Source organism: Pseudomonas sp. D4-21 (assembly GCF_051132125.1).
Lineage (GTDB): Bacteria > Pseudomonadota > Gammaproteobacteria > Pseudomonadales > Pseudomonadaceae > Aquipseudomonas.
Genome location: NZ_CP071664.1, coordinates 1,615,297 through 1,642,292 on the forward strand (window position 1 = coordinate 1,615,297; position 26,996 = coordinate 1,642,292).

Consider the following 26,996-nt stretch of genomic DNA (forward strand, 5'->3'; position numbering starts at 1 on the left):
TGGCCTGCCGACCGCCGTGGCCTGACGACCATGGCGGCGTTGCCGTACTGGCGGCTTTCCAGTTTCTACCTGTTCTATTTCGCGTTGCTCGGTTCCACTGCGCCGTTCCTGGCGCTGTACTTCGATCACCTGGGGTTCAACGCGGCACGCATCGGCGAGCTGGTGGCGATCCCCATGCTGATGCGCTGCGTGGCGCCGAATCTCTGGGGGTGGCTGGGGGACTACACGGGCCGGCGCCTGGCGATCGTGCGGTTCGGCGCGATCTGCACGCTGCTGAGCTTCTCCCTGATCTTCATCGACAAAAGCTACGCCTGGCTGGCGATGGTCATGGCGCTGCATGCATTCTTCTGGCACGCGGTGCTGCCGCAGTTCGAAGTCATCACCCTGGCTCACTTGAGCGGACAAGCCTCGCGCTACAGCCAGATCCGCCTGTGGGGCTCCATCGGGTTCATCATCACGGTCGTTGTGCTCGGCCGCCTGTTCCAATGGCTGAGCCTGGACATTTATCCGGTGGCCCTGGCCTTGATCATGGGTGGCATCGTGCTGAGCAGCTTCTGGGTGCCCAACGCTCAGCCGGTGCAGGGGCCGCGGGTGGCCGGGGACGGATTCCTGCGGCAGTTGCGCAACCCGGGGGTGCTGGCGTTTTATGCCTGCGTCGGCCTGATGCAAATGAGCCACGGGCCGTATTACACCTTCCTGACGCTGCACCTGGAGCGCCTGGGCTACAGCCGTGGATTGATCGGCGTGCTCTGGGCCGTCGGCGTCGTGGCCGAAGTGTTGGTGTTCCTGTTCATGAGCCGGATCCTGGCGCGGTATTCCGTGCGTCGGGTGCTGATGGTCAGTTTCCTGTTGGCGGCGCTGCGCTGGTTGCTGCTCGGCTCGCTGGCCGAATTCCTCTGGGTATTATTGTTTGCCCAGGTGCTCCACGCCGCGACGTTCGGCAGCTTTCACGCCGCTGCCATCCATTTCGTGCAACGTAGTTTCGGCCCGCGCCAACAAGGTCAGGGCCAGGCGCTGTACGCCGCACTGGCCGGCACCGGTGGAGCGCTGGGGGCGTTGTACTCCGGCTATAGCTGGAATGCCATGGGCGCCGGTTGGACATTCAACATCGCCAGCCTCGCAGCCTTCGCTGCAGCCGTTATCATTGCCACACGCATGCAAGAGGACAGGCCATGAGCCTTACCCGTGAACAGCTCGCCCAGCAGATCATCGACGCCGGGCGTTTTTTGTACGGTCGCGGTTGGTCCCCGGCCACCAGCAGCAATTATTCGACCCGTTTAGCGCCCGACCAAGCCTTGCTCACCGTGTCGGGCAAGCACAAAGGGCAGTTGGGCATCGACGATGTGCTCGCCACCGACCTGGATGGCAACAGCCTGGAGCCGGGCAAGAAACCGTCGGCTGAAACCTTGCTGCACACCCAGCTGTATCGCTGGCGCCCACAGATCGGCGCGGTGCTGCATACCCACTCGGTAAACGCCACGGTGCTGTCGCGCCTGACCGGCGAAGCGTTCCTTGACTTTGAAGACTATGAACTGCAAAAAGCCTTCAGCGGCGTCACGACCCATGAGTCCCGGGTCCGCGTGCCGATTTTCGACAACGACCAGGACATCGCGCGCCTGGCCGCCAAGGTCCAACCCTGGCTGGACGCGCATCCCGATTGCGCCGGCTACCTGATCCGTGGCCACGGCCTGTACACCTGGGGGGCGGGCATGAACGATGCGCTGCGCCAGATCGAAGCGTTCGAATTCCTGTTCGAGTGCGAACTCAAGACCCGCGCACTCCTGAACCGATAATTGCTGGAGCCATTGCCATGAGCAGCCTGTCCGTCTACCACGTCTCAAGTCCCGAGATCCCGAACAAGGTACTGACCCACTTCGAGGACATCGCCTCGACCCTGGCCGAAAAGGGCGTGCGGTTCGACCGTTGGGAAGCCGCGGCGAAAATCCAGCCCGGCGCCAGCCCGGAAGAGGTGATCGCCGCCTACAAGTCCCAGATCGACCAATTGATGACCGAGCGCGGCTACGTCACGGTCGACGTCATCAGCCTCAACAGCGACCATCCCCAGAAAGCCGAACTGCGGGCCAAGTTTCTTGATGAACACCGGCATGGCGAGGACGAGGTGCGATTTTTCGTCGCCGGTCGGGGCCTGTTTACCTTGCACATCGACGATTACGTCTACGCGGTCCTGTGCGAGAAGAACGACCTGATCTCGGTGCCCGCCGGTACCCCGCACTGGTTCGACATGGGCGAGCACCCGCATTTTGTCGCCATTCGCCTGTTCAACAACCCGGAAGGCTGGGTCGCGAAATTCACCGGCGATGACATCGCCAGCCGCTTCCCGCGCCTGGAGGACTGACGTCGTGACGATCAAAGCCATCCTCACCGATATCGAGGGCACCACCAGCGCGGTGAGTTTTGTCTTCGACGTGCTGTTTCCCTATGCCGCCGAGCACCTGCCGGACTTTATCCGCCACAACGCCGGGCGCGCCGACGTTGCTCAACAATTGGACGCGGTGCGTCGGGACAGCGGCGAGCCGGACGCTGATATCGAACGGGTTATCGCGATCCTCTTGGGCTGGATCGCCGAGGACCGCAAGGCTACGCCGCTCAAGGCGTTGCAAGGCATGGTCTGGGAGCAGGGCTACGAGGCCGGGCAATTGAAAGGTCACGTTTATCCGGATGCGGTGGATGCGCTGAAACATTGGCATCAGCAAGGCTACCGGTTGTTTGTGTATTCCTCGGGCTCGATCCAGGCGCAAAAGTTGATTTTCGGTTGCTCCGAAGCCGGTGACCTGTCGCCGCTGTTCAGCGGTTATTTCGACACGACCTCGGGGCCCAAGCGGGACGTGCAGTCCTACCAGCGGATCAGCGAGGCGGTGGGTGTCGCGCCGGGGGAAATCCTGTTTCTGTCGGATATCGTCCAGGAACTAGACGCGGCTCGTGGCGCCGGGATGGCCACGTGTGGCCTGGCGCGTGACGGGGGCGACCTGTCCGGGCACGAAACCGTTGAAAGTTTTGCTCGAATCGATCCGTCCCGGTTCGGCGCTTGAACGGCGGACAAAAAAAATCAGGCCATGGAGCCATAAGCTCCAGGCCTGATCCCGGCACAGCGTGTCAGGCGCTGTGATAGGTCGGTAGCGCGAAACGATGCTGGCTTTGCAGCATCGCCACAGGCGGCAATTCGCTGGCTTGTTCAGCCAGATCGCGGCGAATGGCACTGATGGCCCAGGACAACTGGTCCCCGGCGTGCAATTGCGCATAGGAAATCGTGCGTTTGAACAGTTTGCCGTCGCTGTTGCGCAAGGTCAGCAGGATCCCGCCATCCGGGCGTGCCTGGGTAGTGACTTCGTAGTTGGAAAACAGCGATGCAAACTTCTCTTGAATCATGTTCATCGTTCATTGCTCCATGGTATGGCAAACCGTGGAGGGGTAGTTGCAGTGTCTGTGCCAGTATTTGATTTGTTAAAAAATCCTTTTAAAACAATGGCTTAATAAATATCTATATTTTTGCTTTCGTGCAAGTTGCATGAACGGCCATCGTGCATCCTGCATTTTGCGTGGTCCGACAATTATTTTTGGAACCAAACCGTGTCCCCGCGCTCACGCTTCGCCTGTTCCATGCAGCGGATACAAAACATTGCAAAAACCGCGTGTACAGCCTTGGAATCGCTGGCGTACTTTCGATCCAGATTTCGCATAACCCCACACAAGAACCGCGACCCATAAGGTCGGCCGGGGAAGGATCACCCATGAGTCGTACACCCAGCGACGCTATTACCTGGGGCATGATGTTGCGCAAGTTGCCCGCCATCGCCAGAGCTGTTCCCCGCATTGTCAAAGGCATGAAACTCGCCAACGTCCAGGACCCCGCGCAGCCCTGCGGCCTGGGTTGGTGCTTCGAACAAGCCACGCTACGCAACCCCCGAGGCCCGGCGCTACTGTGTGGCGATACGGTGCTGAGTTATGCACAGGTCAACGAGCAGGCCAATCGCATCGCCCATTGCTTGTTGGCGCGAGGCGTCGCGAAGGGCGACTGCGTAGCGATTTTCATCGAGAACCGTCCACAATTGCTGATCACGGTGCTGGCGGTGGCGAAAGTCGGCGCGGTCAGCGCGATGATCAATACCTCGCAAACGGGGGATGCACTGGTCCACAGCCTCGCATTGGTCGCGCCTGTTGCGGTGGTGGTCGGGGATGAGCGGGTCGCAGTGTTCAACGATGTGCGCGGTCGAACCGCGCTACCGGATGCTCGAACGTGGTGGGTGGCGGACCAGGATGCCTCCTCGGCGCCGTCCGGATTTGTCGACCTGATGGGCACAAGCCAGCAATTCCCCGGCGCCGACCCGGCCAGCAGCCAGCAGGTGTTTTTCAACGATCCCTGTTTCTATCTCTACACCTCCGGCACCACGGGGCTACCGAAGGCGGGGGTGTTCCGCCACGGCCGCTGGATGCGCACGTCCACCAGTTTCGGCCTGATCGCCTTGGACATGCAGCCCGACGACATTGTCTATTGCACGCTGCCGCTGTATCACGCCACCGGGTTATGTGTGTGCTGGGGCGCGGCGATCTGCGGTGCCTCGGGATTCGCGATCCGCCGCAAGTTCAGCGCCAGCCAGTTCTGGAGCGACGTGAGAAAGTATCGAGCGACGACCCTGGGTTACGTCGGTGAGCTGTGCCGTTACCTGGTCGATCAGCCTGCCAGCATCACGGACCGGCAGCACCGCGTGACGAAAATGATCGGCAATGGCCTGCGCCCTGACGCCTGGGCGGCGTTCAAGACACGTTTCGGCGTTGACCACATCTGTGAACTTTACGCGGCCAGCGACGGCAACATCGGGTTTACCAACATCCTGAACTTCGATAATACGGTCGGGTTTTCACTGATGGCCTGGGAGCTCGTGCAATACGATCACGACAGCGGCGCGCCCTTGCGCAACCTGCAAGGCCGCATGCAAAAAGTCCCCAAGGGCGAACCGGGCCTGCTATTGGCGCGCATCGACGAAAAGGCGCCGCTGGATGGCTATACCGATCCGGCGAAGACCGAGAAAACCATCCACCGGGACGTTTTCGTCCCGGGCGACCGTTATTTCAACACCGGTGATTTGCTGCGCAACATCGGTTTCGGCCACGGGCAGTTCGTCGATCGTCTCGGCGACACCTACCGCTGGAAAGGCGAAAACGTCTCCACCACGGAAGTCGAGAACGTGTTGCTGCAACATCCGCAGATTGCCGAGGCGGTGGCCTATGGCGTCGAGATCAACGGCACCAATGGTCGCGCCGGCATGGCCGCGATCACACCGGCCGAATCCCTGGCGACCCTGGATTTCAATGAACTGCTGCGGTTTCTCCAGTGCAAACTGCCCGCCTACGCGGTACCGCTGTTCTTGCGCATCAAGGTGAAGATGGACACCACCGGCACCTTCAAATACCGCAAAACCCGTCTCAAGACCGAGGCTTTCGACCCGTGCCAGACAGGCGATGAGCCGATCTACGCCTGGCTGCCCGAGACCTCGACCTATGTGCCCGTGGACCGGCAATTGGCGATGCGCATCCAAGGGGGACAGTACCGCTATTGATTCTGGCTATGAGCATCGCAGAGAAAAAAGGGATGACAGCCCCGGAGTCCCTCGGGAAACTAGCGGCTTTGTGATGAGCCTGATGGAGTTTTCCCATGTCTGATACAAGCCGCCAGATGACCCCGGAAGAAGCAGCGGAATTTGCCGAGCAGGTCTTCAACGTTGCCCGCCAGGGCGACGCCGCGATGATGGCCGCGCTGCTGAGCAAGGGCTTGCCGCCGAACTTGCGCAATCACAAGGGCGATACCTTGCTGATGCTGGCCGCGTACCACGGGCATGTCGAGACGGTAAAAGTCTTGCTGGAACACAAGGCCGATCCGGAAATCCGCAACGACAACGGTCAGAGTCCCATTGCCGGTGCAGCGTTCAAGGGTGACCTTGCGGTGGTTTCAGCCCTGGTGGACGGTGGCGCGCAAGTGGAAGGTTCCTCGTTCGACGGTCGCACGGCATTGATGATGGCGGCGATGTTCAACCGAGTCGAAATCGTCGATTACCTGATCGGCAAAGGCGCCGACCCGAAGGCCAAGGATGCCAACGGCGTCTCGGCACTGGACGCGGCCAGGACCATGGGCGCGGTGGACACCACGGCGCAATTGGAGAAGTTGTTGGGCTGACCTCGCCAAAGGGAGTGGGGGATGCGCTATCCTTCGCGCCCGAAAAAAACACATCGCCACAGGATCCGCCCATGAAAGCCGTACTCATCGAACTCATCAGCAAAATCAGCTCCGGCTGCCTGGGCGAGGCGGACATCGAGAAGATTGCCGATGAGGCGGCCCAGGCCTACGCCGACCCGGTGGCGTTCCTGGCGGCCAACCCGGACATCAATTACGACGACACTTTCCCCATCGCGCTGGGCGAGTGGGTGGTGGTGGGCAGCTTGCCCGATACCGTGTTGTTCCAGGCGGATACCTACGTCGAGTTGTTCGAGCAGATCGTCGCCTCGTTCGGCCCCGGCGTCGCGTTCAACCTCAAGCCCAAGCAACTGGCCAAGACTGAAGCCCTGACCGCACTCAACCGCATCCAGATCCAGATGAGCAGCCTGAACAAGGAAAACGGTGGCTACGTGCTGATGAATTTCAGCCAGTTGCTCGACGATGAATTGCAGATGGTGCTGGTGTACGGCAACGACGTGCCGCGCGTGCTGGAGTTGTGCGCCGAGGTGGGCATCGCCGCGGCACCGTCCTTGGAAGCGCTCAAGGTCGCGGTTCACGTCTGAAGCAATAAAACGGAACCCTTGCCCAGGGGCCGCTATCCTAAATGGGCATATCACCATTCGGGAGCGACACCATGGGTTCCACTTTCAACGGCCTGATTGGCCTGATTATCCTGGCGCTCGATATCTGGGCGATCATCAACGTACTCAAGAGTGGCGCGGGCACCGGGGCGAAAGTCCTTTGGGTACTGCTGATCCTGCTGCTGCCGGTGTTGGGCCTGATCATCTGGGCGATTGCCGGGCCGCGTGGCAACGTGCGGGTCTGACCGCCCGATAAAAAAAATGCCCGACAGGTCATGACCTGTCGGGCATTTTTATTTGCGCGCCGTTATCAGGCTGTCGCCAACGAGGCCTTCTGCGAAGCGCTCAAGAAACGCAGCAAAGCCAGCAGCGGGAAGGCGCTGCCGACGATCACCACCCACAGCCAGCCGCCGTGTTCGTAGACCGCACTGGCGATGGACGAACCGAACGCACCGCCGACGAAGATGCTGGTCATGTACAGCGCGTTCAGTCGGCTGCGACTTTTGGCGTCGAGGGCGTAGATGGTGCGTTGGCCCAGGACCATGTTCATCTGTACGCAGAAATCCAGGACCACGCCGGTCACCGCCAGGCCAATCACGCTGTAGGCCGGGTGAATGAAGGCGGGCAGGAAACTCAAGCTGGCGAACAGCATCGCCAGCAGCGAAGCGACGCGGGTGTGACCGGCATCCGCCAGGCGCCCGGCTATGGGTGCGGCTATGGCACCGATGGCGCCGACCAGGGCGAACAAGGCGATCTCCGTCTGGGTGAGACCATGGTTGCGCGCCAGCTCCAAGGGCGCGGCGGTCCAGAACAGGCTGAACGTGGCGAACATGCAAGCCTGGTAGAACGCCCGTTGACGCAACTGCGGTTGTTGGCGCAACAAGGTGCCGAGCGATCCCAGCAGCTGGCCGTAGGAAGCGCTGTGATCGGGCTGGCGCTTGGGCACGGTCAGCGCCAGGACGATGCTGATGGCCGCCATCAGCACGGCGGCGATCATGAACATCGCCCGCCAGCCGAAATGATCGGCGACGACGCTGGAGATCGGCCGCGCCAGCAGAATTCCAAGCAACAGGCCGCCCATGATCCCACCGACAACCCGTCCCCGGGATTCCTCGGGTGCCAGGTGCGCTGCCAGTGGAATCAGCACTTGCACCGAGACAGAACTGAAGCCAACCAGTAGCGAGACCAGCAGGAACACATTCGGCTGATCGGTGAAGGCCGCACCCAGTAGGCTGGCTATCGCGACCACGGTGGTGAGGATCATCAAGCGCCGGTTTTCCAGCAGATCGCCCAATGGCACCAGGAAAAACAGGCCCAGGGCATAACCGATCTGGGTCAGCGAGACGATCAGGCTGGCCATGGTGCTGGACAGGCCGACGTCGGGAGCGATCAGTTCGATGATGGGTTGGGCGTAGTAGATGTTGGCGACGATGGCGCCGCAGCAGAAGGCGAACAGCAGGACCATGCCGCGGGTCAGGGTGACGCCGGGCGAGGAGGGATGAGCACTCATGGCAATCTCGTCGATCGATTGAAAGGATGGCGTGAGGCTAAAGACTTGCAGGCCTCTGGAACAGGCTTTGCGGCTGATATCAGTCATGCCCGGGATTAATGATGGCCATCAAATTCCTGTGGGAGCGAGCTTGCTCGCGATAGCGGCTGCTTATTCAGCATCGTTGATGCAGACAGACCGTATCGCGAGCAAGCTCGCTCCCACAGGGTGGGGCTTGGCTGACAGGCGGTGTTTATGTGAGTCGAGTCTTACTGTCCGCTATAGATCTGATCGAAAACCCCACCGTCATTGAAGTGAGTTTTCTGCACGGAGCGCCAGTCACCGAAGGTTTTTTCCACCGACAGGAAATCAACTTTCGGGAAGCGGTCCGTGTATTTGGCCAGCACGGCCGGATCCCGCGGACGCAGGTAGTTGGCGGCGGCAATTTCCTGGCCTTCGGGTGACCACAGGTATTTGAGGTACGCCTCGGCGGCTTCGCGGGAGCCTTTTTTCTCGACCACTTTATCCACGACGCTCACTGGCGGCTCGGCTTCGGCGGACACGCTTGGGTAGACCACTTCGAACTGGTCGCGGCCAAACTCGCGGGCGATCATTTCCGCTTCGTTCTCAAAGGTCACCAACACGTCGCCAATCTGGTTGGTCATGAAGGTCGTCGTCGCGGCGCGGCCGCCGGTGTCCAGCACGGGGGCTTGTTTGAACAGCTTGCCGACGAAATCCTTGGCCTTGTTCTCGTCGCCGCCGTTCTTGAGCACGTAACCCCACGCCGACAGGTAGGTGTAGCGACCATTGCCGGAGGTTTTCGGGTTGGGCACGATCACCTGCACGCCGTCCTTGAGCAGATCAGGCCAGTCCTTGAGCGCTTTCGGGTTGCCCTTGCGCACGATGAAGACCGTGGCCGAGGTGAACGGCGCGCTGTTGTTCGGCAAACGGGTGACCCAGTTTTCCGGAACCAGCTTGCCGTTGTCCGCCAAGGCATTGATGTCGGTGGCCATGTTCATGGTGATGACATCCGCAGGCAGCCCATCGATCACCGAACGCGCCTGCTTGCTGGAGCCGCCGAAGGACATCTGTACGGTGATGTTCTCTTTGTGCTCGGCTTGCCAGTGCTTCTGGAACGCAGCGTTGTAGTCCTTGTAGAAATCGCGCATTACGTCGTAGGAAACGTTCAGCAGGGTTGGGGCGGCGTTGGCCAGGCTGCCGAAGGTCAGGCCGGCGGCGAGAAGGGAGGCGCCAAAGAAGTTCTTCACTGCGAATTCCTTTTTATAGGGGGAGGCGGGCGAGTAGCCAGCACACTAATGGCAAGTCTATAGGCCTTCAAGAATTTAAAAGTGCTTTGCTTATTCCGTTTTCTTGAAAAGTGCATTACCGCAACGAGAGCAGAAAGCAGCGCCATGTTCATGGTTGTTTTTGCTGCACACCGGGCAATCGTGCTTGAGCTGGTCGCCCCGCATGGCCGTGGCGAGTTCAGCCGTGAAAATACCCGTGGGCACGGCGATGATCGAGTAACCGGTGATCATCACCAGCGACGACACCACTTGGCCCAGGGGTGTCTTGGGCACGATGTCGCCAAATCCTACGGTGGTCAATGTCACGATAGCCCAATAGATGCCCTTGGGAATGCTGGTGAAACCGTGCTCGGGGCCCTCGATGACGTACATCAGCGTGCCGAATACGGTCACTAGGGTCGAGACGCTGACGAGGAACACGATGATTTTCTGCTTGCTGCCCCGTAGCGCCGCCATCAGGTAGTTGGCTTGCTTGAGGTACGGGCTGAGCTTGAGCACCCGGAAGATCCGCAGCATGCGAATGATCCGCACGATCAACAGGTATTGGGCATCGCTGTAGTACAGCGCCAGGATGCCCGGCACGATTGCCAGCAGGTCCACCAATCCATAGAAACTGAAGGCATAGCGCAGCGGTTTCGGCGAGCAGTACAGGCGTAGGACGTACTCGACGAGAAAGATGAAGGTAAAGCCCCATTCGATGTAGGCCAGCAGGGCCGCGTAGTTCTTGTGCACGCTGTCGATGCTGTCGAGCATCACGATCACCAGGCTGGCAAGGATGATCAGCAGCAGCGTACTGTCGAAGCGCCGGCCGGCCACGGTGTCGGTCTGGAAAATGATCACATAGAGGCGTTCACGCCAGTTGTTGCTGCTGTCCATAACCTTCGCCTGAATCGATGATCAGCGAAGCCTAGGGCGATTGCCCCGCAGAGCGCAAGGCTCGTTATCAAGGATGGCCTGGTGCCAGAGCCGCTCTGTTGAGTGAACCAGCCAGCAGGCGAGGATGAATGGCGCTGTCAGTGGGGCCAGGCCCAGGGCGGCGAAGCCCGGCGTGAGAAAGACCGCCAGTAAAATGCCCGTCAGCGGCTTCCATGGTCCACGGGCCCGTTGACCCAGGGCCACGGCCACCAGCGCCGGGTTATAGCCGCCCAATCCGGACAGGGCGAGGCTACTGTCGTGTTGTAGCCAGGCGAACCCAAGGCCGACGACGGAGCCGAACAGCGCCCAGCCAGCGGCGCGGCGATTGGCGATCAACAGGCCGATCGCGACCAGCGCTCCGGCCAACGGCTGGTCGAGAAACATGACCTGGCCCAGCCCGATCAAAGGGGCCGTCAACAGATCGGGTAACGTCATGTCCAGCGCCGCGGGTGAGGGCGATGGCGGGGGGAAACCCAGCAACAACCAGCCCATCCCCACGAAGGGCGCGGTGTAGGCGGGCAAGCAGCGAGGGCCGGTGGTTCGCTTGAGCCATTGTTGGGTCAGCATCGCACCGAGGCCGCCACCGGCGATGATCAACGGTGGCAGCAACACCGACCACGGCAGGGCCAGGCTCAACAGCAATCCCAGCAGGATGCCGTTGTAGCTGAAGAGGCCAGCTTGTCGATCTTCCTTGGTATAGCCGCGTCGTTGCGCCGTCAGCAATCCAGCCACGCCGCCCAGCAGCGCACCGCCGAGCAAGGTGGGTGCGGTGAGCAGGATGGCCAACAGGCACAGCAAGCCGCACAGCGGATGGCGCTGGAGGAAAATCTGGCTGAAGCCGTTGAGCAGGGCGGTGGCCCAGTCGGGGCAGTGGGGGTTGGGCATGATAGGTGATGTCAGAGGGACCGAGTCGCCTTCATCGCGAGCAAGCTCGCTCCCACAGGGGGTTTGTGATCGCCGCAAATCCAGTGTGGGGCGAGCTTGCTCGCGATAGGGCCAGTACAGGCGCTAGATCAACGTCTCAATGCGCAACGAGTTGGTGGACCCCGGCTGCCCGAACGGCACGCCCGCCGTGATCAGCAAGGTGTCGCCACGCTGGGCCATGCCTTGGGCCTGGGCGATTTCCAGCGCCGTGGAGCACACTTCATCCACCTGCCGCAGCCGATCGTTGACCACCGAATGCACGCCCCAGGCCACGGTCAGGCGGCGAGCGGCCTGCAGGTTCGGCGTGAGGTTGAGGATCGGCACTGTCGGCCGTTCCCGTGCGGCCCGCAGGCTGGAGCTGCCCGACTCGCTGTAATTCACCAGCACCGCCACCGGCAGGACGTTGCTGACCCGGCGAATCGCGCAACTGATGGCGTCCGACACTGTCGCCTCGGCTTTCGGCCGGCTGACGTCCAGTTGCGCCTGGTAGTCGGGGCCGTTTTCCACCTGGCGGATGATCTTGCTCATCATCTGCACGGCTTCGAGGGGGTAATCGCCAGAGGCGGTTTCCGCCGACAGCATCACCGCATCGGCACCTTCGGCCACGGCGTTGGCAACGTCGGTGACTTCGGCGCGGGTCGGCGCCGGGGAGAACCGCATCGACTCCAGCATCTGCGTGGCCACCACCACCGGTTTGCCCAGGGCACGGCAGACGCCGATGATGTTTTTCTGGATATGCGGCACGCTCTCGGCCGGCACCTCGACGCCGAGATCACCACGGGCCACCATGATCGCGTCGCTCAGTTCGGCAATCTCTTGCAATTGGGTGACAGCCGAGGGTTTCTCGATCTTGGCCATCAGGAACGCCTTGTCGCCGATCAGCGCGCGGGCTTCGCGGATGTCCTCGGGGCGCTGCACGAACGACAGCGCCACCCAATCGACGCCCAGCTCCAGGCCGAAGCTCAAGTCGCGGCGGTCCTTGGCGGTCAGCGGGCTCAGGTCAAGCACGGCCTGGGGCACGTTCACGCCCTTGCGGTCCGACAGTTCGCCGCCGTTAAGCACCTCGGTGTCGATGGCGTCGGCATGCTGGGTGATTACCCGCAGGCGCAGCTTGCCGTCGTCCAGCAACAAGTCCATGCCAGGCTCCAACGCCGCGATAATCTCTGGGTGAGGCAGGTTCACCCGGCGTTGATCGCCCGGCGTCGGGTCCAGGTCCAGTCGAAGGGCCTGGCCCCGTTGCAGCAGCACCTTGCCGTCGGCGAATTTGCCAACCCGCAGCTTCGGGCCCTGCAAGTCCATCAGGATGCCCAGCGGATAATTGAGCTGCTGCTCGACTTCGCGAATCCACTGATAGCGCTGGGCGTGGTCGGCGTGATCACCGTGGCTGAAGTTCAGGCGAAAGATGTTCACACCGGCCTGCACCAGTTCGCGGATGTCATCGATGCCACGGGTGGCAGGGCCGAGGGTCGCGAGGATCTTGACCTTTTTATCAGGCGTCATTTTTTGGGGTCTCGAGGATCAGGATGGCGCGAAAGTCGTTCACGTTGGTGCGGGTCGGTTCGGTGACGATCAGCGCGTCCAACGCGGCGAAGTAGCCGTAGCCGTTATTGTTGTCCAACTCGTCGCTGGCGTTGAGGCCCAGCTCGGCGGCGCGGCGATAACTGTCAGGCGTCATGAGGGCGCCGGCATTGTCCTCGGAGCCGTCGATGCCATCGGTGTCGCCGGCCAGCGCATAGATGCCGGGATGGCCCTTGAGGCTGTCGGTCAGGCTCAGCAGGAATTCGGCGTTGCGCCCGCCACGGCCGTTGCCGCGCACGGTGACGGTGGTTTCGCCGCCGGAAAGGATCACGCACGGCGCCGCCAACGGTTGGCCGTGCAGGGCGATTTGCCGGGCGATGCCGGCATGGACCTTTGCCACCTCCCGGGATTCGCCTTCCAGGTCACCGAGGATCAATGGGCTGAAACCAGCCTGGCGCGCCTTCACGGCTGCGGCTTCCAAGGATTGCTGGGGGCGAGCGATCAGTTGGAAATGACTGCGGGCCAGGCTTGGGTCTCCGGGTTTGACGGTTTCCGATTCCGGGCTTTGCAGCCAGGTGCGTACCGAGGCCGGCACTTCAATGTTGTAGCGCTTGAGAATCGCCAGGGCCTCGGCCGAGGTGCTGGGGTCGGCCACGGTGGGGCCGGACGCGATGACCGTGGCGAGATCGCCGGGCACATCGGAAATCGCATAGGTGTACACCGTCGCCGGCCAGCAGGCCTTGCCCAGGCGTCCGCCTTTGATGGCCGAGAGGTGTTTGCGCACGCAATTCATCTCACCAATGGTGGCGCCGGATTTGAGCAAGGCTTTGTTGATCGATTGTTTGTCGGCCAGGGTGATGCCGGCCGCTGGCAAGGCCAGCAACGCCGAGCCCCCGCCGGACAGCAGGAAAATCACCCGGTCGTCTTCATTGAGGTTGCTGACGAGTTCGAGCACCCGTCCGGCCACTTCCAGGCCCGCGGCGTCCGGCACAGGGTGAGCGGCTTCGACCACTTCGATTTTCTGGCAGGGCGCGCCATGGCCGTAGCGGGTCACCACCAGGCCGCTGACCTCGCCTTGCCAGCAACGCTCGACCACTTGCGCCATGGCCGCCGCCGCCTTACCGGCCCCGATGACGATCACTCGGCCGCTGCGGTCGCTGGGCAGGTATTGTTCGAGGACTTGCTGCGGATGAGCCGCGTCGATGGCTGTGGCAAACAGCTCGCGCAGCAGTTGTTGCGGATCGACCGACATGGCGGGCTCCCGAGATTCTTGTTATTTGAGGGCAACGCAGACTCCTGTGGGAGCGAGCTTGCTCGCGATGGCTATTTCAGAACCAACAATGATGCTGACTGAACGACCGCTATCGCGAGCAAGCTCGCTCCCACAGGGTTATTTGAGTGTCAGTTGTCGCGAATCGAGAAATTCGCCATATGCTCCAGCCCTTTGATCAACGCCGAGTGGTCCCAGTTGCTGCCGCCGATGGCCGCGCAGGTGCTGAACACTTGCTGGGCGTTGGCGGTGTTGGGCAGGTTGATGTTCAGTTCCTTGGCGCCTTGCAGGGCCAGGTTCAGGTCCTTCTGGTGCAGGCTGATGCGGAAGCCCGGGTCGAAGGTGCCCTTGATCATGCGCTCGCCATGGACTTCGAGGATCTTCGACGAAGCGAAACCACCCATCAGCGCTTCACGGACCTTGGCGGGGTCGGCACCGTTTTTCGAGGCGAACAACAGGGCTTCGGCCACGGCCTGGATGTTCAGGGCAACGATGATCTGATTCGCCACTTTGGCGGTCTGGCCGTCGCCGTTGCCACCGACCAGGGTGATGTTCTTGCCCATGGCCTGGAACAGCGGCAAGGCTCGTTCGAAGGCAGCGTTGTCGCCACCGACCATGATGCTGAGGGTCGCGGCCTTGGCGCCGACTTCGCCGCCAGACACCGGGGCGTCAAGGTACTGCGCGCCCCTTTCATTGATTTTCGCCGCGAAGGTCTTGGTGGCGGTCGGCGAGATCGAGCTCATGTCGATCACTACCTTGCCCGCACCCACGCCGGCCGCGACGCCATCGGCGCGAAACAGCACGTCCTCGACCTGTGGCGTGTCCGGGACCATGACGATGATGAATTCGGCTTCCTGGGCGACTTCCCGAGGATTGGCCAATGCCACCGCGCCACCGGCCACGAGATCGGCCGGGGCGGCGTCGTGGTGCTGGGTCAGGAACAGGCTGTGACCGGCTTTTTGCAGGTTGAGAGCCATTGGGTGGCCCATGATGCCGGTGCCGATGAATCCGATTTTAGCCATGAGAAAAATCCTCTCTTATTAAAGTGCCCACGGACTCTGTGGCGAGGGAGCTTGCTCCCGCTGGGCCGCGAAGCGGCCCCAGAAATCCATCGGTGAAAAAACATGCGTCTGCTTCGCAGCCGAGCGGGAGCAAGCTCCCTCGCCACACGAGCTCTCGCCAGTCAGATTGCGTTATGGGTTTTCAACCAGCCCAAACCTGCTTCGGTCGTAGTGAGCGGCTTGTATTCGCAGCCGATCCAACCCTGGTAGCCGATGCGATCCAGGTGTTCGAACAGGAAGCGGTAGTTGATCTCGCCGGTGCCCGGCTCGTTGCGGCCCGGGTTGTCCGCCAATTGCACATGGTTGATCTCGCCCAGGTGCGCCGACAGGGTCCTGGCCAGGTCGCCTTCCATGATTTGCATGTGGTAGATGTCGTATTGCAGGAACAGATTGGCGCTGCCCACCTGCTCGCGGATCGACAGGGCCTGGGCCGTGTTGTTCAGGTAGAAGCCCGGGATGTCGCGGGTATTGATGGCTTCCATGACCAACTTGATGCCTTCGCCTTGCAGCTTTTCGGCGGCGTATTTGAGATTGGCGACGAAGGTTTTTTCCGCCAGTGCCTCGTCGCACTTCTGTGGACGAATCCCGGCCAGGCAATTGACCTGGGTATTGCCCAACACTTTTGCGTAGGCGATCGCCAGGTCGACCCCGGCGCGGAACTCTTCGACTCGGTCCGGCAGGCAAGCAATGCCGCGCTCACCGTCGGCCCAATTGCCGGCCGGCAGGTTGAACAGCACCTGGGTCAGGCCGTTGGCGTCGAGCAGGGCCTTGAGTTCGGCAGAGCTGTAATCGTAGGGGAACAGGTATTCGACTCCACTGAAACCGGCCTTGGCGGCCGCTTCGAAACGGGCGAGAAAATCCTGTTCGGTGAACAGCATGGACAGGTTGGCGGCGAAACGCGGCATGGTTGTCTCCTGTGGATAGTTGGCAGGCCCCCTTGTGGGAGCGAGCTTACTCGCTCCCACAAGGGGGCCACTCGGTCAGTCGAGCAATGAGATGGCCGTAGGTGCATCGTTGCCTACCAGCGCCAGGTCTTCAAATTCATTGACGGCGTTAATCTCGGTGCCCATGGAAATGTTGGTCACGCGTTCCAGAATGATCTCGACGATCACCGGCACCTTGAATTCCTCAATCATTTCCTGAGCCTTGCGCAGTGCCGGCTGGATGCCAGACGGTTCGAACACTCGCAGAGCCTTGCAGCCCAGGCCTTCAGCGACGGCGATGTGGTCAACGCCATAGCCGTTGAGTTCCGGGGCATTGAGGTTGTCGAACGACAGCTGCACGCAGTAGTCCATGTCGAAACCGCGCTGGGCCTGGCGGATCAAGCCCAGGTAGGAATTGTTCACCACGACATGGATGTACGGCAGCTTGAACTGCGCGCCCACCGCCAATTCTTCGATCATGAACTGGAAATCATAGTCGCCCGACAGCGCTACGACTTTGCGGTTCGGATCGGCCTTGACCACTCCCAGGGCGGCTGGGATGGTCCAGCCCAAGGGACCGGCCTGGCCGCAGTTGATCCAATGGCGTGGCTTGTAGACGTGAAGAAACTGCGCCCCGGCGATCTGCGACAGGCCGATGGTGCTGACGTAGCAGGTGTCCTTGCCGAACACCTGGTTCATTTCCTCGTAGACACGCTGCGGCTTGACCGGCACGTTGTCGAAGTGGGTCTTGCGTTGCAGGCTGGCCTTGCGTTGCTGGCAGTCCTGCAGCCAGGCGGTGCGGTTCTTCAGCTTGCCGGCCGCTTGCCATTCACGGGCCACCTCGATAAACACGGTCAGGGCCGAAGCGGCGTCGGAGACGATGCCCAGGTCGGGGGTGAATACACGGCCGATCTGGGTGGGTTCGATGTCGACGTGAATGAACGTGCGGCCTTCGGTGTAGACATCCACCGAACCGGTGTGACGGTTGGCCCAGCGGTTGCCGACGCCCAGCACGACGTCAGACTTGAGCAACGTAGCGTTGCCATAGCGATGCGAGGTCTGCAGGCCGACCATGCCGACCATCAACGGGTGATCGTCGGGGATGGTGCCCCAGCCCATCAACGTAGGAATGACCGGGATGCCGGTCAGCTCGGCGAATTCCACCAGGAGGTCGCTGGCATCGGCGTTGATGATGCCGCCACCGGCCACCAGCAAGGGGCGCTCGGCCTGATTGAGCATTGCCAGGGCTTTCTCGATCTGCACGCGGTTGGCCGCGGGTTTGGCCAGGGGCAGCGGCTGGTAGGCGTCGATGTCGAATTCGATCTCGGCCATCTGCACGTCGAACGGCAGGTCGATCAGCACCGGGCCGGGACGGCCGGAGCGCATTTCATAAAAAGCCTTCTGGAAGGCATAGGGCACCTGGCCGGGTTCCAGGACAGTGGTGGCCCACTTGGTCACTGGCTTGACGATGCTGGTGATATCCACAGCCTGGAAGTCTTCCTTGTGCATCCGGGCGCGGGGCGCTTGTCCGGTGATGCACAGGATCGGAATCGAGTCGGCCGACGCGCTGTAGAGGCCGGTCACCATGTCCGTACCAGCCGGGCCCGAGGTGCCGATGCACACGCCGATGTTGCCGGCCTTAGTCCGGGTGTAGCCCTCGGCCATGTGCGAGGCACCTTCAACGTGGCGAGCAAGGACGTGATCGATGCCACCCACCTTCTGCAGGGCGGAGTACAGCGGGTTGATCGCAGCACCCGGGATGCCGAAGGCGGTGTCCACGCCTTCACGGCGCATCACCAGAACGGCGGCTTCGATTGCTCTCATTTTGCTCATTATTTTGTGCCTCTTACGTTTTGTAATTGTATACAAGTGGCTGTGCGAAGAGTTTATTCACGGCGGATGGCGCAGGTCAATCCCTTTCCTCAAGCAGCTGTTTCATTCGTCGGCCGAGCTGGTTTATAACGGCTCTTTGCTGAATAAGGTGGGTTTGAGAAAATTATTGTATACAAAAACACAACGTGTTGTGTTCTATTTGTGGGGTTCGGTTTTGCTGCAAAGTGAAGCCCGAGGCTTTCCCATGACAAAAGAAGGACAGCACCCATGAGCGCTCTGACTTTGAAAATCGCCCTCGACCTGGCTGGGCAAGCCCTTGCCATCGGTCGTGAAATAAGCGCCGCACCCCTGACCGTCGCGGTCCTGGACAGCGGCGGGCACCTGGTTGCCTTGCAACGCGAAGACGGCGCCAGCCTGCTTCGCCCGCAGATCGCCATCGGCAAGGCCTGGGGGGCCATCGCCCTGGGCAAAGGCTCGCGGCTTCTCGCCCAGGACGCCCAGCAACGCCCAGCGTTCTTTGCCGCTTTGAATGGCTTGGGCCAAAGCAACATCGTGCCGGCCCCGGGCGGGGTGTTGATCAGGGATCAGGAGGGCAGGGTGTTGGGGGCGATCGGGGTGAGTGGGGATGTTTCGGATGTGGATGAGCAGGTGGCGGTGAGGGCGGTGGAGGCGGTGCAGTTGAGGGCGGATGCGGGGGCTTGATTTGCTCTGACTGAGCCTGCCATTTCGCGAGCAGGCTCGCTCCCACAAGGGATTTGGGTTGTTCGCAGTTTCGGAGTCAACAACGAACCCTGTGGGAGCGAGCCTGCTCGCGAAGGCAATCCTGCTGACACATCCAGCTAAAAGTTGGTACTGCGCCTGGTCATTCGGCGGGCTAGCCTTCCTCCAGACTCAACCAAAAAAGGACATGGAATGTCTGGTTTATCTGTTTCACATCGGCTTCGCGTCGGCCGCTATTCTGAGTCCAATCGGATCTACCTATTAACCACGAATACACTTGGGCGGGAGCCTGTTTTCAAGGACGTTGTCCTCGGCAGGTTGGTGGTTGATCAATTTCGAAAAGCTCAGGAGCAAGGCTGGGCCGATTCATTGGCTTGGGTGGTCATGCCTGACCACTTCCATTGGCTGATCGAGTTGCGCAAGGGATCTTTGAGTGAGTTGATGCAACGGACCAAATCATTGAGCACCAAAGCGGTAAACCTACGCTTGGACAATAAAATCAGCCTTTGGCAGCAGGGGTTTCATGACCGGGCATTGCGGCGAGATGAAGATTTGGTGTTCATGGCTCGCTATGTCATCTGCAACCCCTTGCGGGCAGGGTTGGTGAAAAGGCTTGGTGACTATCCGCTCTGGGATGCCATTTGGCTTTGACTGGATATCGAGTTGCCTTCTTCGCGAGCAGGCTCGCTCCCACAGGGGTTTTGTGGTGAAAAAAGAATCTGCAAGCAACCTGAGTCTCGTGTGGGAGCGAGCCTGCTCGCGATAATGGCGACTCGGTCCCCAGCCTAGCTAGCGATCCAGCTCACACCCCTTCAAAACCAACCGGATAATCGTCTGCGCCGCCGCTTCGTAATCCGCTTCATCCAGCTTGGCCTTGCCGGTCACGGCGCTGATCTGCCAGTCGAAATCGGCGTAGGTCTGGGTGGCGGCCCAGATGCTGAACATCAGGTGGTTGGGGTCGAGGGGGGCGATCTGGCCGCGGTCGATCCAGGTCTGGATGCAGTCGATGTTGTGCCGGGCCTGGGCGTTGAGCTGTTCCACCAGGTCCGCGCTCAGGTGCGGGGCGCCGTGCATGATTTCGCTGGCGAAGACTTTCGAGGCGAAGGGCAGGTCGCGTGAGATACGGATCTTGGAGCGGATGTAGTGGCTCAGCACTTCGCCCGGCTCGCCATCGGCGTTGAACGGTGTCGAGGCTTGGAGGATGGGTTCGATGATGCTTTCCAGGACCTCGCGATAGAGGTTTTCCTTGGACTTGAAATAGTAGTAGACGTTGGGTTTGGGCAGGCCCGCCTTGGCCGCGATGTCGCTGGTTTTGGTCGCGGCGAAGCCCTTGTCGGCAAATTCTTCGCTGGCGGCACGCAGGATCAGTTCTTTGTTGCGCTCGCGGATAGTGCTCATAAACCCTGGGTTTCCTTGCCGGTTCTGGCGGTTGCGCATGGTAGCACCGGCCTCGCGCGACGCTCAAGAATGCCCCTAGGATGCGTGGCTCGCGCTATGCTTCGCAGCATTATTTGTTCAAGGAGCCCCCCATGGCTGGAAGCAGTTTGCTGGTTTTGATCGACGACATCGCTACCGTGCTCGACGATGTGGCATTGATGACCAAGATGGCCGCCAAGAAAACCGCCGGCGTGCTGGGCGATGACCTGGCGCTCAATGCCCAGCAGGTGTCAGGCGTGCGTGCCGAGCGGGAGCTGCCAGTGGTCTGGGCGGTGGCGAAGGGATCCTTTATCAACAAGCTGATCCTGGTGCCGTCGGCGCTGGCCATCAGTGCCTTCGTCCCTTGGCTGGTGACGCCGCTGTTGATGGTCGGCGGCGCCTACCTGTGTTTCGAAGGGTTCGAAAAACTCGCCCACAAATTCCTTCACAGCAAGTCCGAGGACCAGGCCGAGCACGCGCAACTGGTCGAGGCGGTGGCGGATCCAGCGGTCGATCTGGTCGCCTTCGAAAAGGACAAGATCAAGGGCGCGGTGCGTACCGACTTCATCCTCTCGGCGGAGATCATCGCCATTACTCTCGGCACTGTTGCCGATGCGCCGTTGACCCAGCAGGTGATCGTGCTGTCGGGCATCGCCATTGTCATGACCGTCGGCGTCTACGGCCTGGTGGCGGGAATCGTCAAGCTCGATGACCTGGGCTTGTGGCTGACCCAGAAGCCAGGGCAGGCCGCCAAGAGCATTGGCGGGGCGATCCTGCGCGCAGCGCCTTACATGATGAAAAGCCTGTCGGTGATCGGCACGGCAGCGATGTTCCTGGTGGGCGGCGGCATCCTCACCCATGGCGTGCCGGCGGTGCATCACTGGATCGAAGGCGTTGCCGCGAGTGCCGGTGGCGCCGGGTTCATCGTGCCAATGCTGCTCAATGCGGTGGCGGGAATTGTCGCGGGGGCGATGGTGTTGGCGGGTGTGCTCGTCGTGGGCAAAATCTGGAAAGCGCTGAAAGGCTAGGGCCGCCAACACTAAGCAACTGTGGGAGCGAGCCTGCTCGCGAAGGCGGCGTGTCAGACGACTATTCGTAAACTGACACGACGCCTTCGCGAGCAGGCTCGCTCCCACAGTGTTTTTTGGGGGCGAACGTTACTCGGCGATCTGCAACTTCCGCGACTCGGTATACACGTACCGCACCTTTTCATACTCGAACGGCGAATTCAGCTGGCCGTAGCGGAAGCTCGTCTGGTAGCGCCTGTCCACGCCGCGCAGCAACAATAGTTCCGGGTGGTTGGAGCTGACCTCCGACACGTTGAGGAAGTTGATCGCCGATTCCGCCGTGTAGTCCACCAACAAGCCCGACGTGTCGCGCAGGTTCGAAGGGCCGAAAATCGGCAGCACGAAATACGCGCCGCCCGGTACGCCGTAGAAGCCAAGGGTCTGGCCGAAGTCTTCGCTCTGGCGCGGCAGGCCCATGGCGGTGGCCGGGTCCCACAGGCCGGCGATGCCGACGGTGGTGTTGAGTAGCAGCCGCGCCGTGGTTTCCATCGAACGCTTGCCCTTGAATTGCAGCAGGCTGTTCATCAGGTTCGGCACGTCCCCCAGGTTATTGAAGAAGTTGCTGACCCCGGTGCGCACAAAGGTTGGGGTGATGTAGCGATAGCCGTCGACCACGGGCAGGAACACCCACTGGTCGAAGCGGTAATTGAAGTGGTAGACGCGTCGGTTCCAGGATTCCAACGGGTCGTAGACGTTCAGCGCGTTGAGCGTCGAGCGTTCGAATTCCCGTTGATCCAGGCCCGGGTTGAACTTGAGTTTGGTCAGCGGCTCCTTGAAGCCGTCCGAGTCCACCACCACAGGCGCGTCGGCCTTGCTGTTATCGGCGTGGACCATGCCCGCGCTCATTAACGCGGCGATCAGCAGGAGGTATTTAGCCACGGAAGAACTCCAGCATGGCGTCGCTGTTGACGCGATAGTTAAGGTTGCCGCAATGGCCGCCCAGCGGGTAGACCGTCAGGCGATCACCAAAGGTCTTGCGCAGGAAGCCCAGGTCACCCGGGCCGAGGATCACATCGTCGGCGTTGTGCATGACCGCGATCTTCGGGCTGGCCTGCAAGTAATCCTTCAGTGCATAGAGACTGACCTGGTCAACCAGTTGCAGCAGGCTGCCGCCGTCAGTGCGTGCTCGCCACATCGGGATCACCTGCTCGGTGAGATAACAATCGAAGTCGCATTGCAGCGCGCGCTTGAGGAAGGGCGTCAGGCTGGTGCTCTCGGTGATCGGAAACTTGGGCGGGGTGATGAGGCCGCGACGATTGATCAAATCCGAAGTGAAGGCGATGTCGGCCGCCGAGAAACGGAACGACGTGCCGATCAGCATCGCCATCTGCTCGTTGCTCAAGTGCTGCTTGGACTGCTGAAAATCGTAGAGCAGCGCATCGTTGAGGTCGATGTAGCCTTTTTGCTGGAAGTAGCGGGTCAGCTTGTTCAGGACCAGTTCATAGAACGTGGTGGTGCTGTTGATGCCCTTGACCTCGGTCTGGACCAGCTTGTCCAGGTTGGTGATCGAGGTATAGAGGTTCACCGGTGGGTTGAGCAGCAGCACTTTCTTGAAGTTGAAGCTGCGTCGGGTTTCGTCCAGGTGCGCGACGAACGCTGCGTCCAGTGCGCCGAGGCTGTAGCCGGTCAGGTAGTACTCGGTCACGGGCACTTTTGGATTTTGCGCGCGCACGGCCTGCATCACTCGATACATGTCTTCGGCATCCTCCTTGGTGATGCCCGGTGTGGCGAAGCGCGAAGCGGCGCTCATGAAGTCGAAGCTGGTGGGCGAAGACAGCTGCACCACGTGGTAACCGGCCTTGTAATAGAGGCGCTTGAGGTATTCGTTGAGCGTGCTGTCATACCGCGCGCCGGTGCCGGCGATCAGGAAGATCAGCGGCGCCGGTTTGTCCTGGGTGGCCATGCGGTAGGTGAGGCTTTTCACCGGCCAGAAATTGTCCGGCAGGATGAACTCCCGTTCGGGGCGCAGGGTGACGTTGTAGTCCGCCTGGTCGATGTCTTCGTTCAGCGGCAGTTCCGGTCTAAGGTCTGGCGGCGTTGTCGCGATCGTCGCCTCGAACGGGTTGGTCAGGGGGTAGCCATAGCTGGCGGCGTCGACATCCACCGCCAGCGCGGACGCACTCAGGATAAGGCCGCCGAGGAGGGCAGCGAAGCGCAAGGAACGGAGCATGACTGGATCCCTTAGAGGAAGGTGCCGAATGAGGTTCGCAGCCTATGACCATCGAAGTGAAGCCAAGTGCCATGACGGCTGCAAAACAAGCGCGTGCGAGGCGCGACAGTAGCGGGACAATACACGTTGGAGCGTCGAGGCGGCTAGTGGAGCCGCCAGCTTCCTGGTACTGGCATGCAAAGTTTGGGCGAAAATGACCCTGCTAAACCGGTTAGATGGGTTGCTGGCTTTCTGATGTCGTTTCTCGCTGCTTCGGCGTCGCAGACAGAGCAGGTTCCAGATCGGCGCAGGTTGATGATCAGTCGGTCAGTACTCCACTGGCGTTCGGAGCGGTTTGCAGGCGAGCGTGATGGGGGCGCTGGGCACCATAACAATACGTTGAAGCCGCTCGGCATCCGCCGGGCGCAGCACTTTCGGGGAAGTAACGATGAAGATGCGACGACTCTTGGGCGCAGGTGCCGCACTGGTACTGGCGATCAGCTCCACCTTGGCCAGCGCCGAAACCAAAACCCTGAGCATTGGCTACGTTGACGGTTGGTCCGACAGCGTTGCGACCACTCACGTGGCCGCCGAAGTGATCAAGCAAAAACTTGGCTACGATGTGAAGTTGCAGGCTGTCGCGACCGGGATCATGTGGCAGGGCGTTGCCACCGGCAAGCTCGATGCGATGCTGTCGGCCTGGCTGCCGGTGACCCACGGCGATTACTGGACGAAGAACAAAGACCAGGTCGTCGACTACGGTCCAAACTTCAAGGACGCGAAGATCGGCCTGATCGTACCGGAGTATGTCAAGGCCAAGTCGCTCGAAGACCTGAAGACCGATGACTCCTTCAAGAAGCGCATCGTTGGCATCGACGCCGGTTCAGGCGTAATGCTCAAGACCGACCAGGCCATCAAGGACTACGACCTGACCGGCTATCAACTCAAGGCCAGTTCCGGCGCCGGCATGATCGCCGAGCTGACCCGTGCCGAGAAAAAGAACGAGTCCATCGCCGTCACCGGTTGGGTGCCGCACTGGATGTTCGCCAAGTGGAAACTGCGCTTCCTGGACGACCCGAAAGGCGTCTACGGCGCGGCTGAAACCGTGAACAGCATCGGCAGCAAGGAATTGGGCACCAAGGCGCCAGAAGTGGCCGAATTCCTGAAGAAGTTCCAGTGGGCCTCGAAAGACGAAATCGGCGAAGTCATGCTGGCGATCCAGGAAGGCGCCAAGCCGGACGCCGCCGCCAAGGATTGGGTCGCCAAGCACCCGGACCGCGTGAAGGAGTGGACCGGCAAGTAATCGGCCTGGTTTGACTGTTCCAAAAGCCGCATGACGTTGTGTCATGCGGCTTTTTTGTGCCCGCGATTCCTGGATTCTCCTCAAAACACTGTGGGAGCGAGCTTGCTCGCGATGACGACGCAATATTCAACAGAGATGCAAGCAGACACACCGCTATCGCGAGCAAGCTCGCTCCCACAGGAGGGTGATTATGGAAATGTGCGGCAAACTGGCGCAACCGTCATGTCGTTCTAATACTAAGGTCGTCTGGAACCTGGCCTTCAGCCGCATAGAGTAGAGCGGTACCAAATAAATCTGTGCTGCGAGGATAAAAACAATGAACGACAGCATTTACCTCTCGATTCAAAACAGCCCGCGCTTCAAGGAGCTGGTGAAAAAGCGAGAGAAGTTCGCCTGGATTCTCTCGGCGATCATGCTAGGGCTGTATTCCGGCTTCATTCTTCTGATCGCCTATGGGCCGCATATTCTCGGGGCCAAGATGTCGCCCGAGTCGACCATCACCTGGGGTATCCCTATCGGGATTGGCTTGATTCTGTCGGCCTTCGTCCTGACCGGCATCTACGTGCGACGCGCCAACGGCGAATTCGACGACCTGAACAATGCGATTCTCAAGGAGGCTCAGCAATGATCCGGCGTCTACTGGCTCTTTTGAGCATTGCAGCATTTGCACCGGGTGCCTGGGCGGCTGATGCCCTGACCGGCGCCGTGCAGAGACAACCCCTCAACGTCCCGGCTATCTTGATGTTCGTGGCCTTCGTGGGCGCGACCCTGTACATCACCTACTGGGCTTCCAAGAAAAACAACTCGGCGGCCGACTACTATGCGGCCGGCGGCAAGATCACCGGCTTTCAGAACGGCCTGGCGATTGCGGGCGACTACATGTCGGCGGCGTCCTTTCTTGGGATTTCCGCACTGGTATTCACCTCCGGCTACGATGGCCTGATCTACTCCATCGGCTTCCTGGTGGGCTGGCCAATCATCCTGTTCCTGATCGCAGAGCGCCTGCGTAACCTGGGTAAATACACCTTTGCCGACGTGGCGTCCTATCGCCTCGGGCAAACCCAGATCCGCACCTTGTCCGCCAGCGGCTCGCTGGTGGTGGTGGCGTTCTACCTGATCGCGCAAATGGTCGGTGCCGGCAAGCTGATCCAGCTGCTGTTCGGCCTGGACTACCACGTTGCGGTGATCCTGGTCGGCATCCTGATGTGCCTCTATGTACTGTTCGGCGGCATGCTGGCGACGACCTGGGTGCAGATCATCAAGGCGGTGCTGTTGCTGTCGGGTGCGTCGTTCATGGCCCTGATGGTGATGAAGCACGTCAACTTCGATTTCAACATGCTCTTCGCCGAAGCGGTCAAGGTTCACCCTAAAGGCGAGGCGATCATGAGCCCCGGCGGCTTGGTGAAGGATCCGATCTCGGCCTTCTCCCTTGGCCTGGCGCTGATGTTCGGTACCGCTGGCCTGCCACACATCCTGATGCGCTTCTTCACCGTGAGCGACGCCAAGGAAGCTCGCAAGAGCGTGCTGTATGCCACTGGCTTCATCGGCTACTTCTACATCCTGACCTTCATCATCGGCTTCGGCGCGATCCTGCTGGTCAGCACCAACCCGGCCTTCAAGGACGCGGCGGGTGCCTTGCTGGGCGGCAACAACATGGCGGCGGTGCACCTGTCCAACGCGGTTGGCGGCAGCATCTTCCTGGGCTTCATCTCGGCGGTGGCGTTCGCGACCATCCTGGCGGTGGTAGCGGGCCTGACCCTGGCCGGTGCTTCGGCGGTGTCCCATGACCTGTATGCCAGCGTGATCAAGAAGGGCAAGGCCAACGAGAAGGACGAGATTCGCGTCTCGAAGATCACCACCATTGCCCTGGCAGTGCTGGCGATCGGCCTGGGCATCCTGTTCGAGAAGCAAAACATCGCGTTCATGGTGGGCCTGGCGTTCTCCATCGCGGCAAGCTGCAACTTCCCGGTGCTGCTGCTTTCGATGTACTGGAAGAAGCTGACCACCCGTGGCGCCATGGTCGGTGGCTGGCTGGGCCTGATCAGTGCCGTGGGCCTGATGGTGCTCGGCCCGACCATCTGGGTACAGATCATGGGTCACGAGAAGGCGATCTTCCCGTACGAATACCCTGCGCTGTTCTCGATGATCATCGCGTTCGTTGGCATCTGGTTCTTCTCCGTTACCGACAAGTCGGCCGAAGGCGTCAACGAGCGGGCGCTGTTCTTCCCGCAGTTCGTGCGTTCGCAGACTGGCCTGGGGGCGAGTGGGGCGGTGAACCACTGATGCAGAGG

The 26,996-nt window shown here is 60.9% G+C and carries 27 protein-coding genes; 14 read left to right on the forward strand and 13 right to left on the reverse strand.

Annotation, left to right across the window (positions count from 1 at the left end):
• The first annotated feature begins 30 nt into the window (after nt 1-30).
• Genes J3Q04_RS07260 through mtnC form a run of 4 tightly spaced genes read left to right on the forward strand, consistent with a single transcriptional unit; the run spans nt 31 to nt 3,050 of the window.
• Nucleotides 31-1,176, forward strand: a complete 1,146-nt coding sequence (locus J3Q04_RS07260) for an MFS transporter (RefSeq protein ID WP_434564133.1) — start codon at nt 31-33, stop codon at nt 1,174-1,176.
• Nucleotides 1,173-1,793: a methylthioribulose 1-phosphate dehydratase gene (locus J3Q04_RS07265; protein WP_434607201.1), complete on the forward strand. Its 621-nt coding sequence runs from the start codon at nt 1,173-1,175 to the stop codon at nt 1,791-1,793. Before J3Q04_RS07260 ends, J3Q04_RS07265 begins: the two co-directional genes overlap by 4 nt.
• A gap of 17 nt (nt 1,794-1,810) precedes the next feature.
• On the forward strand, nt 1,811-2,356 hold the full coding sequence (locus tag J3Q04_RS07270; protein ID WP_434560101.1) for a 1,2-dihydroxy-3-keto-5-methylthiopentene dioxygenase: 546 nt from the start codon (nt 1,811-1,813) through the stop codon (nt 2,354-2,356).
• A 4-nt stretch (nt 2,357-2,360) separates the two neighbouring features.
• Nucleotides 2,361-3,050 (forward strand): acireductone synthase, encoded by a 690-nt coding sequence (gene mtnC / locus J3Q04_RS07275; RefSeq protein ID WP_434607199.1) that lies wholly within the window; start codon nt 2,361-2,363, stop codon nt 3,048-3,050.
• Between the two features lie 64 nt (nt 3,051-3,114).
• On the opposite strand, the gene J3Q04_RS07280 is transcribed toward mtnC, so the two are convergent.
• Complete coding sequence (locus tag J3Q04_RS07280; RefSeq protein WP_030142324.1) at nt 3,115-3,393, reverse strand: DUF3509 domain-containing protein; 279 nt, start codon at nt 3,391-3,393, stop codon at nt 3,115-3,117.
• 356 nt (nt 3,394-3,749) lie between these two features.
• Here J3Q04_RS07280 and J3Q04_RS07285 point away from each other — a divergent pair, with 356 nt between their 5' ends.
• From J3Q04_RS07285 to J3Q04_RS07300, 4 genes are all read left to right on the forward strand, one after another.
• Nucleotides 3,750-5,576, forward strand: coding sequence for a long-chain-acyl-CoA synthetase (locus J3Q04_RS07285; protein WP_434607196.1), 1,827 nt, complete (start codon nt 3,750-3,752; stop codon nt 5,574-5,576).
• Nucleotides 5,577-5,671: 95 nt separating this feature from the next.
• Nucleotides 5,672-6,190, forward strand: coding sequence for an ankyrin repeat domain-containing protein (locus J3Q04_RS07290; RefSeq protein ID WP_420766956.1), 519 nt, complete (start codon nt 5,672-5,674; stop codon nt 6,188-6,190).
• A 71-nt stretch (nt 6,191-6,261) separates the two neighbouring features.
• Nucleotides 6,262-6,792 carry a hypothetical protein gene (locus J3Q04_RS07295; protein WP_420766955.1) on the forward strand — a complete coding sequence of 177 codons (531 nt, stop codon included), beginning with the start codon at nt 6,262-6,264 and terminating at the stop codon, nt 6,790-6,792.
• 71 nt (nt 6,793-6,863) lie between these two features.
• Nucleotides 6,864-7,055, forward strand: coding sequence for a PLDc N-terminal domain-containing protein (locus J3Q04_RS07300; RefSeq protein WP_053149901.1), 192 nt, complete (start codon nt 6,864-6,866; stop codon nt 7,053-7,055).
• A 65-nt stretch (nt 7,056-7,120) separates the two neighbouring features.
• Here the strand turns inward: J3Q04_RS07300 and J3Q04_RS07305 are convergent, their stop codons facing one another.
• From J3Q04_RS07305 to gcl, 9 genes are all read right to left on the reverse strand, one after another.
• Nucleotides 7,121-8,320 carry an MFS transporter gene (locus tag J3Q04_RS07305; RefSeq protein WP_420766954.1) on the reverse strand — a complete coding sequence of 400 codons (1,200 nt, stop codon included), beginning with the start codon at nt 8,318-8,320 and terminating at the stop codon, nt 7,121-7,123.
• 248 nt (nt 8,321-8,568) lie between these two features.
• Nucleotides 8,569-9,567 carry a sulfate ABC transporter substrate-binding protein gene (locus tag J3Q04_RS07310; RefSeq protein WP_434607193.1) on the reverse strand — a complete coding sequence of 333 codons (999 nt, stop codon included), beginning with the start codon at nt 9,565-9,567 and terminating at the stop codon, nt 8,569-8,571.
• Between the two features lie 90 nt (nt 9,568-9,657).
• Nucleotides 9,658-10,482, reverse strand: coding sequence for an ion transporter (locus J3Q04_RS07315; protein WP_420766952.1), 825 nt, complete (start codon nt 10,480-10,482; stop codon nt 9,658-9,660).
• 21 nt (nt 10,483-10,503) lie between these two features.
• Nucleotides 10,504-11,406 carry an urea transporter gene (locus tag J3Q04_RS07320; RefSeq protein WP_434607191.1) on the reverse strand — a complete coding sequence of 301 codons (903 nt, stop codon included), beginning with the start codon at nt 11,404-11,406 and terminating at the stop codon, nt 10,504-10,506.
• Between the two features lie 123 nt (nt 11,407-11,529).
• Complete coding sequence (gene pyk / locus J3Q04_RS07325) at nt 11,530-12,945, reverse strand: pyruvate kinase (RefSeq protein ID WP_434607189.1); 1,416 nt, start codon at nt 12,943-12,945, stop codon at nt 11,530-11,532.
• Nucleotides 12,935-14,215 carry a glycerate kinase type-2 family protein gene (locus J3Q04_RS07330; protein WP_434607188.1) on the reverse strand — a complete coding sequence of 427 codons (1,281 nt, stop codon included), beginning with the start codon at nt 14,213-14,215 and terminating at the stop codon, nt 12,935-12,937. Before J3Q04_RS07330 ends, pyk begins: the two co-directional genes overlap by 11 nt.
• 149 nt (nt 14,216-14,364) lie before the next feature.
• Nucleotides 14,365-15,255 carry a 2-hydroxy-3-oxopropionate reductase gene (locus J3Q04_RS07335; RefSeq protein ID WP_420766948.1) on the reverse strand — a complete coding sequence of 297 codons (891 nt, stop codon included), beginning with the start codon at nt 15,253-15,255 and terminating at the stop codon, nt 14,365-14,367.
• A 161-nt stretch (nt 15,256-15,416) separates the two neighbouring features.
• Nucleotides 15,417-16,199: a hydroxypyruvate isomerase gene (hyi, locus tag J3Q04_RS07340; protein ID WP_434607185.1), complete on the reverse strand. Its 783-nt coding sequence runs from the start codon at nt 16,197-16,199 to the stop codon at nt 15,417-15,419.
• 75 nt (nt 16,200-16,274) lie between these two features.
• Nucleotides 16,275-18,050, reverse strand: a complete 1,776-nt coding sequence (gene gcl, locus J3Q04_RS07345) for a glyoxylate carboligase (protein ID WP_434560083.1) — start codon at nt 18,048-18,050, stop codon at nt 16,275-16,277.
• 267 nt (nt 18,051-18,317) lie between these two features.
• Between gcl and J3Q04_RS07350 the strand changes: the two genes are divergently transcribed.
• A complete protein-coding gene (locus J3Q04_RS07350) occupies nt 18,318-18,752 on the forward strand; it encodes a GlcG/HbpS family heme-binding protein (RefSeq protein WP_434607183.1) in 435 nt (144 codons plus the stop codon).
• A gap of 210 nt (nt 18,753-18,962) precedes the next feature.
• Complete coding sequence (locus tag J3Q04_RS07355; RefSeq protein WP_434607181.1) at nt 18,963-19,421, forward strand: REP-associated tyrosine transposase; 459 nt, start codon at nt 18,963-18,965, stop codon at nt 19,419-19,421.
• Nucleotides 19,422-19,559: 138 nt separating this feature from the next.
• On the opposite strand, the gene J3Q04_RS07360 is transcribed toward J3Q04_RS07355, so the two are convergent.
• Nucleotides 19,560-20,168, reverse strand: a complete 609-nt coding sequence (locus J3Q04_RS07360) for a TetR/AcrR family transcriptional regulator (protein ID WP_420766943.1) — start codon at nt 20,166-20,168, stop codon at nt 19,560-19,562.
• A gap of 131 nt (nt 20,169-20,299) precedes the next feature.
• Here J3Q04_RS07360 and J3Q04_RS07365 point away from each other — a divergent pair, with 131 nt between their 5' ends.
• On the forward strand, nt 20,300-21,214 hold the full coding sequence (locus J3Q04_RS07365) for a DUF808 domain-containing protein (protein WP_420766942.1): 915 nt from the start codon (nt 20,300-20,302) through the stop codon (nt 21,212-21,214).
• A gap of 129 nt (nt 21,215-21,343) precedes the next feature.
• On the opposite strand, the gene J3Q04_RS07370 is transcribed toward J3Q04_RS07365, so the two are convergent.
• On the reverse strand, nt 21,344-22,132 hold the full coding sequence (locus J3Q04_RS07370) for an MlaA family lipoprotein (RefSeq protein WP_434607178.1): 789 nt from the start codon (nt 22,130-22,132) through the stop codon (nt 21,344-21,346).
• Nucleotides 22,125-23,423 carry a serine/threonine protein kinase gene (locus tag J3Q04_RS07375; RefSeq protein ID WP_420766940.1) on the reverse strand — a complete coding sequence of 433 codons (1,299 nt, stop codon included), beginning with the start codon at nt 23,421-23,423 and terminating at the stop codon, nt 22,125-22,127. The genes J3Q04_RS07370 and J3Q04_RS07375 overlap by 8 nt, the downstream gene beginning before the upstream one ends.
• Nucleotides 23,424-23,850: 427 nt before the next feature.
• Here J3Q04_RS07375 and J3Q04_RS07380 point away from each other — a divergent pair, with 427 nt between their 5' ends.
• The 3 genes from J3Q04_RS07380 to J3Q04_RS07390 all read left to right on the forward strand — a co-directional run bounded on the left by J3Q04_RS07380 (nt 23,851) and on the right by J3Q04_RS07390 (nt 26,988).
• Nucleotides 23,851-24,705 carry a glycine betaine ABC transporter substrate-binding protein gene (locus tag J3Q04_RS07380; RefSeq protein ID WP_420766939.1) on the forward strand — a complete coding sequence of 285 codons (855 nt, stop codon included), beginning with the start codon at nt 23,851-23,853 and terminating at the stop codon, nt 24,703-24,705.
• 316 nt (nt 24,706-25,021) lie between these two features.
• Complete coding sequence (locus J3Q04_RS07385; RefSeq protein WP_420766938.1) at nt 25,022-25,333, forward strand: DUF485 domain-containing protein; 312 nt, start codon at nt 25,022-25,024, stop codon at nt 25,331-25,333.
• Nucleotides 25,330-26,988, forward strand: a complete 1,659-nt coding sequence (locus J3Q04_RS07390; protein WP_434607175.1) for a cation acetate symporter — start codon at nt 25,330-25,332, stop codon at nt 26,986-26,988. Before J3Q04_RS07385 ends, J3Q04_RS07390 begins: the two co-directional genes overlap by 4 nt.
• Nucleotides 26,989-26,996: the final 8 nt, after the last annotated feature.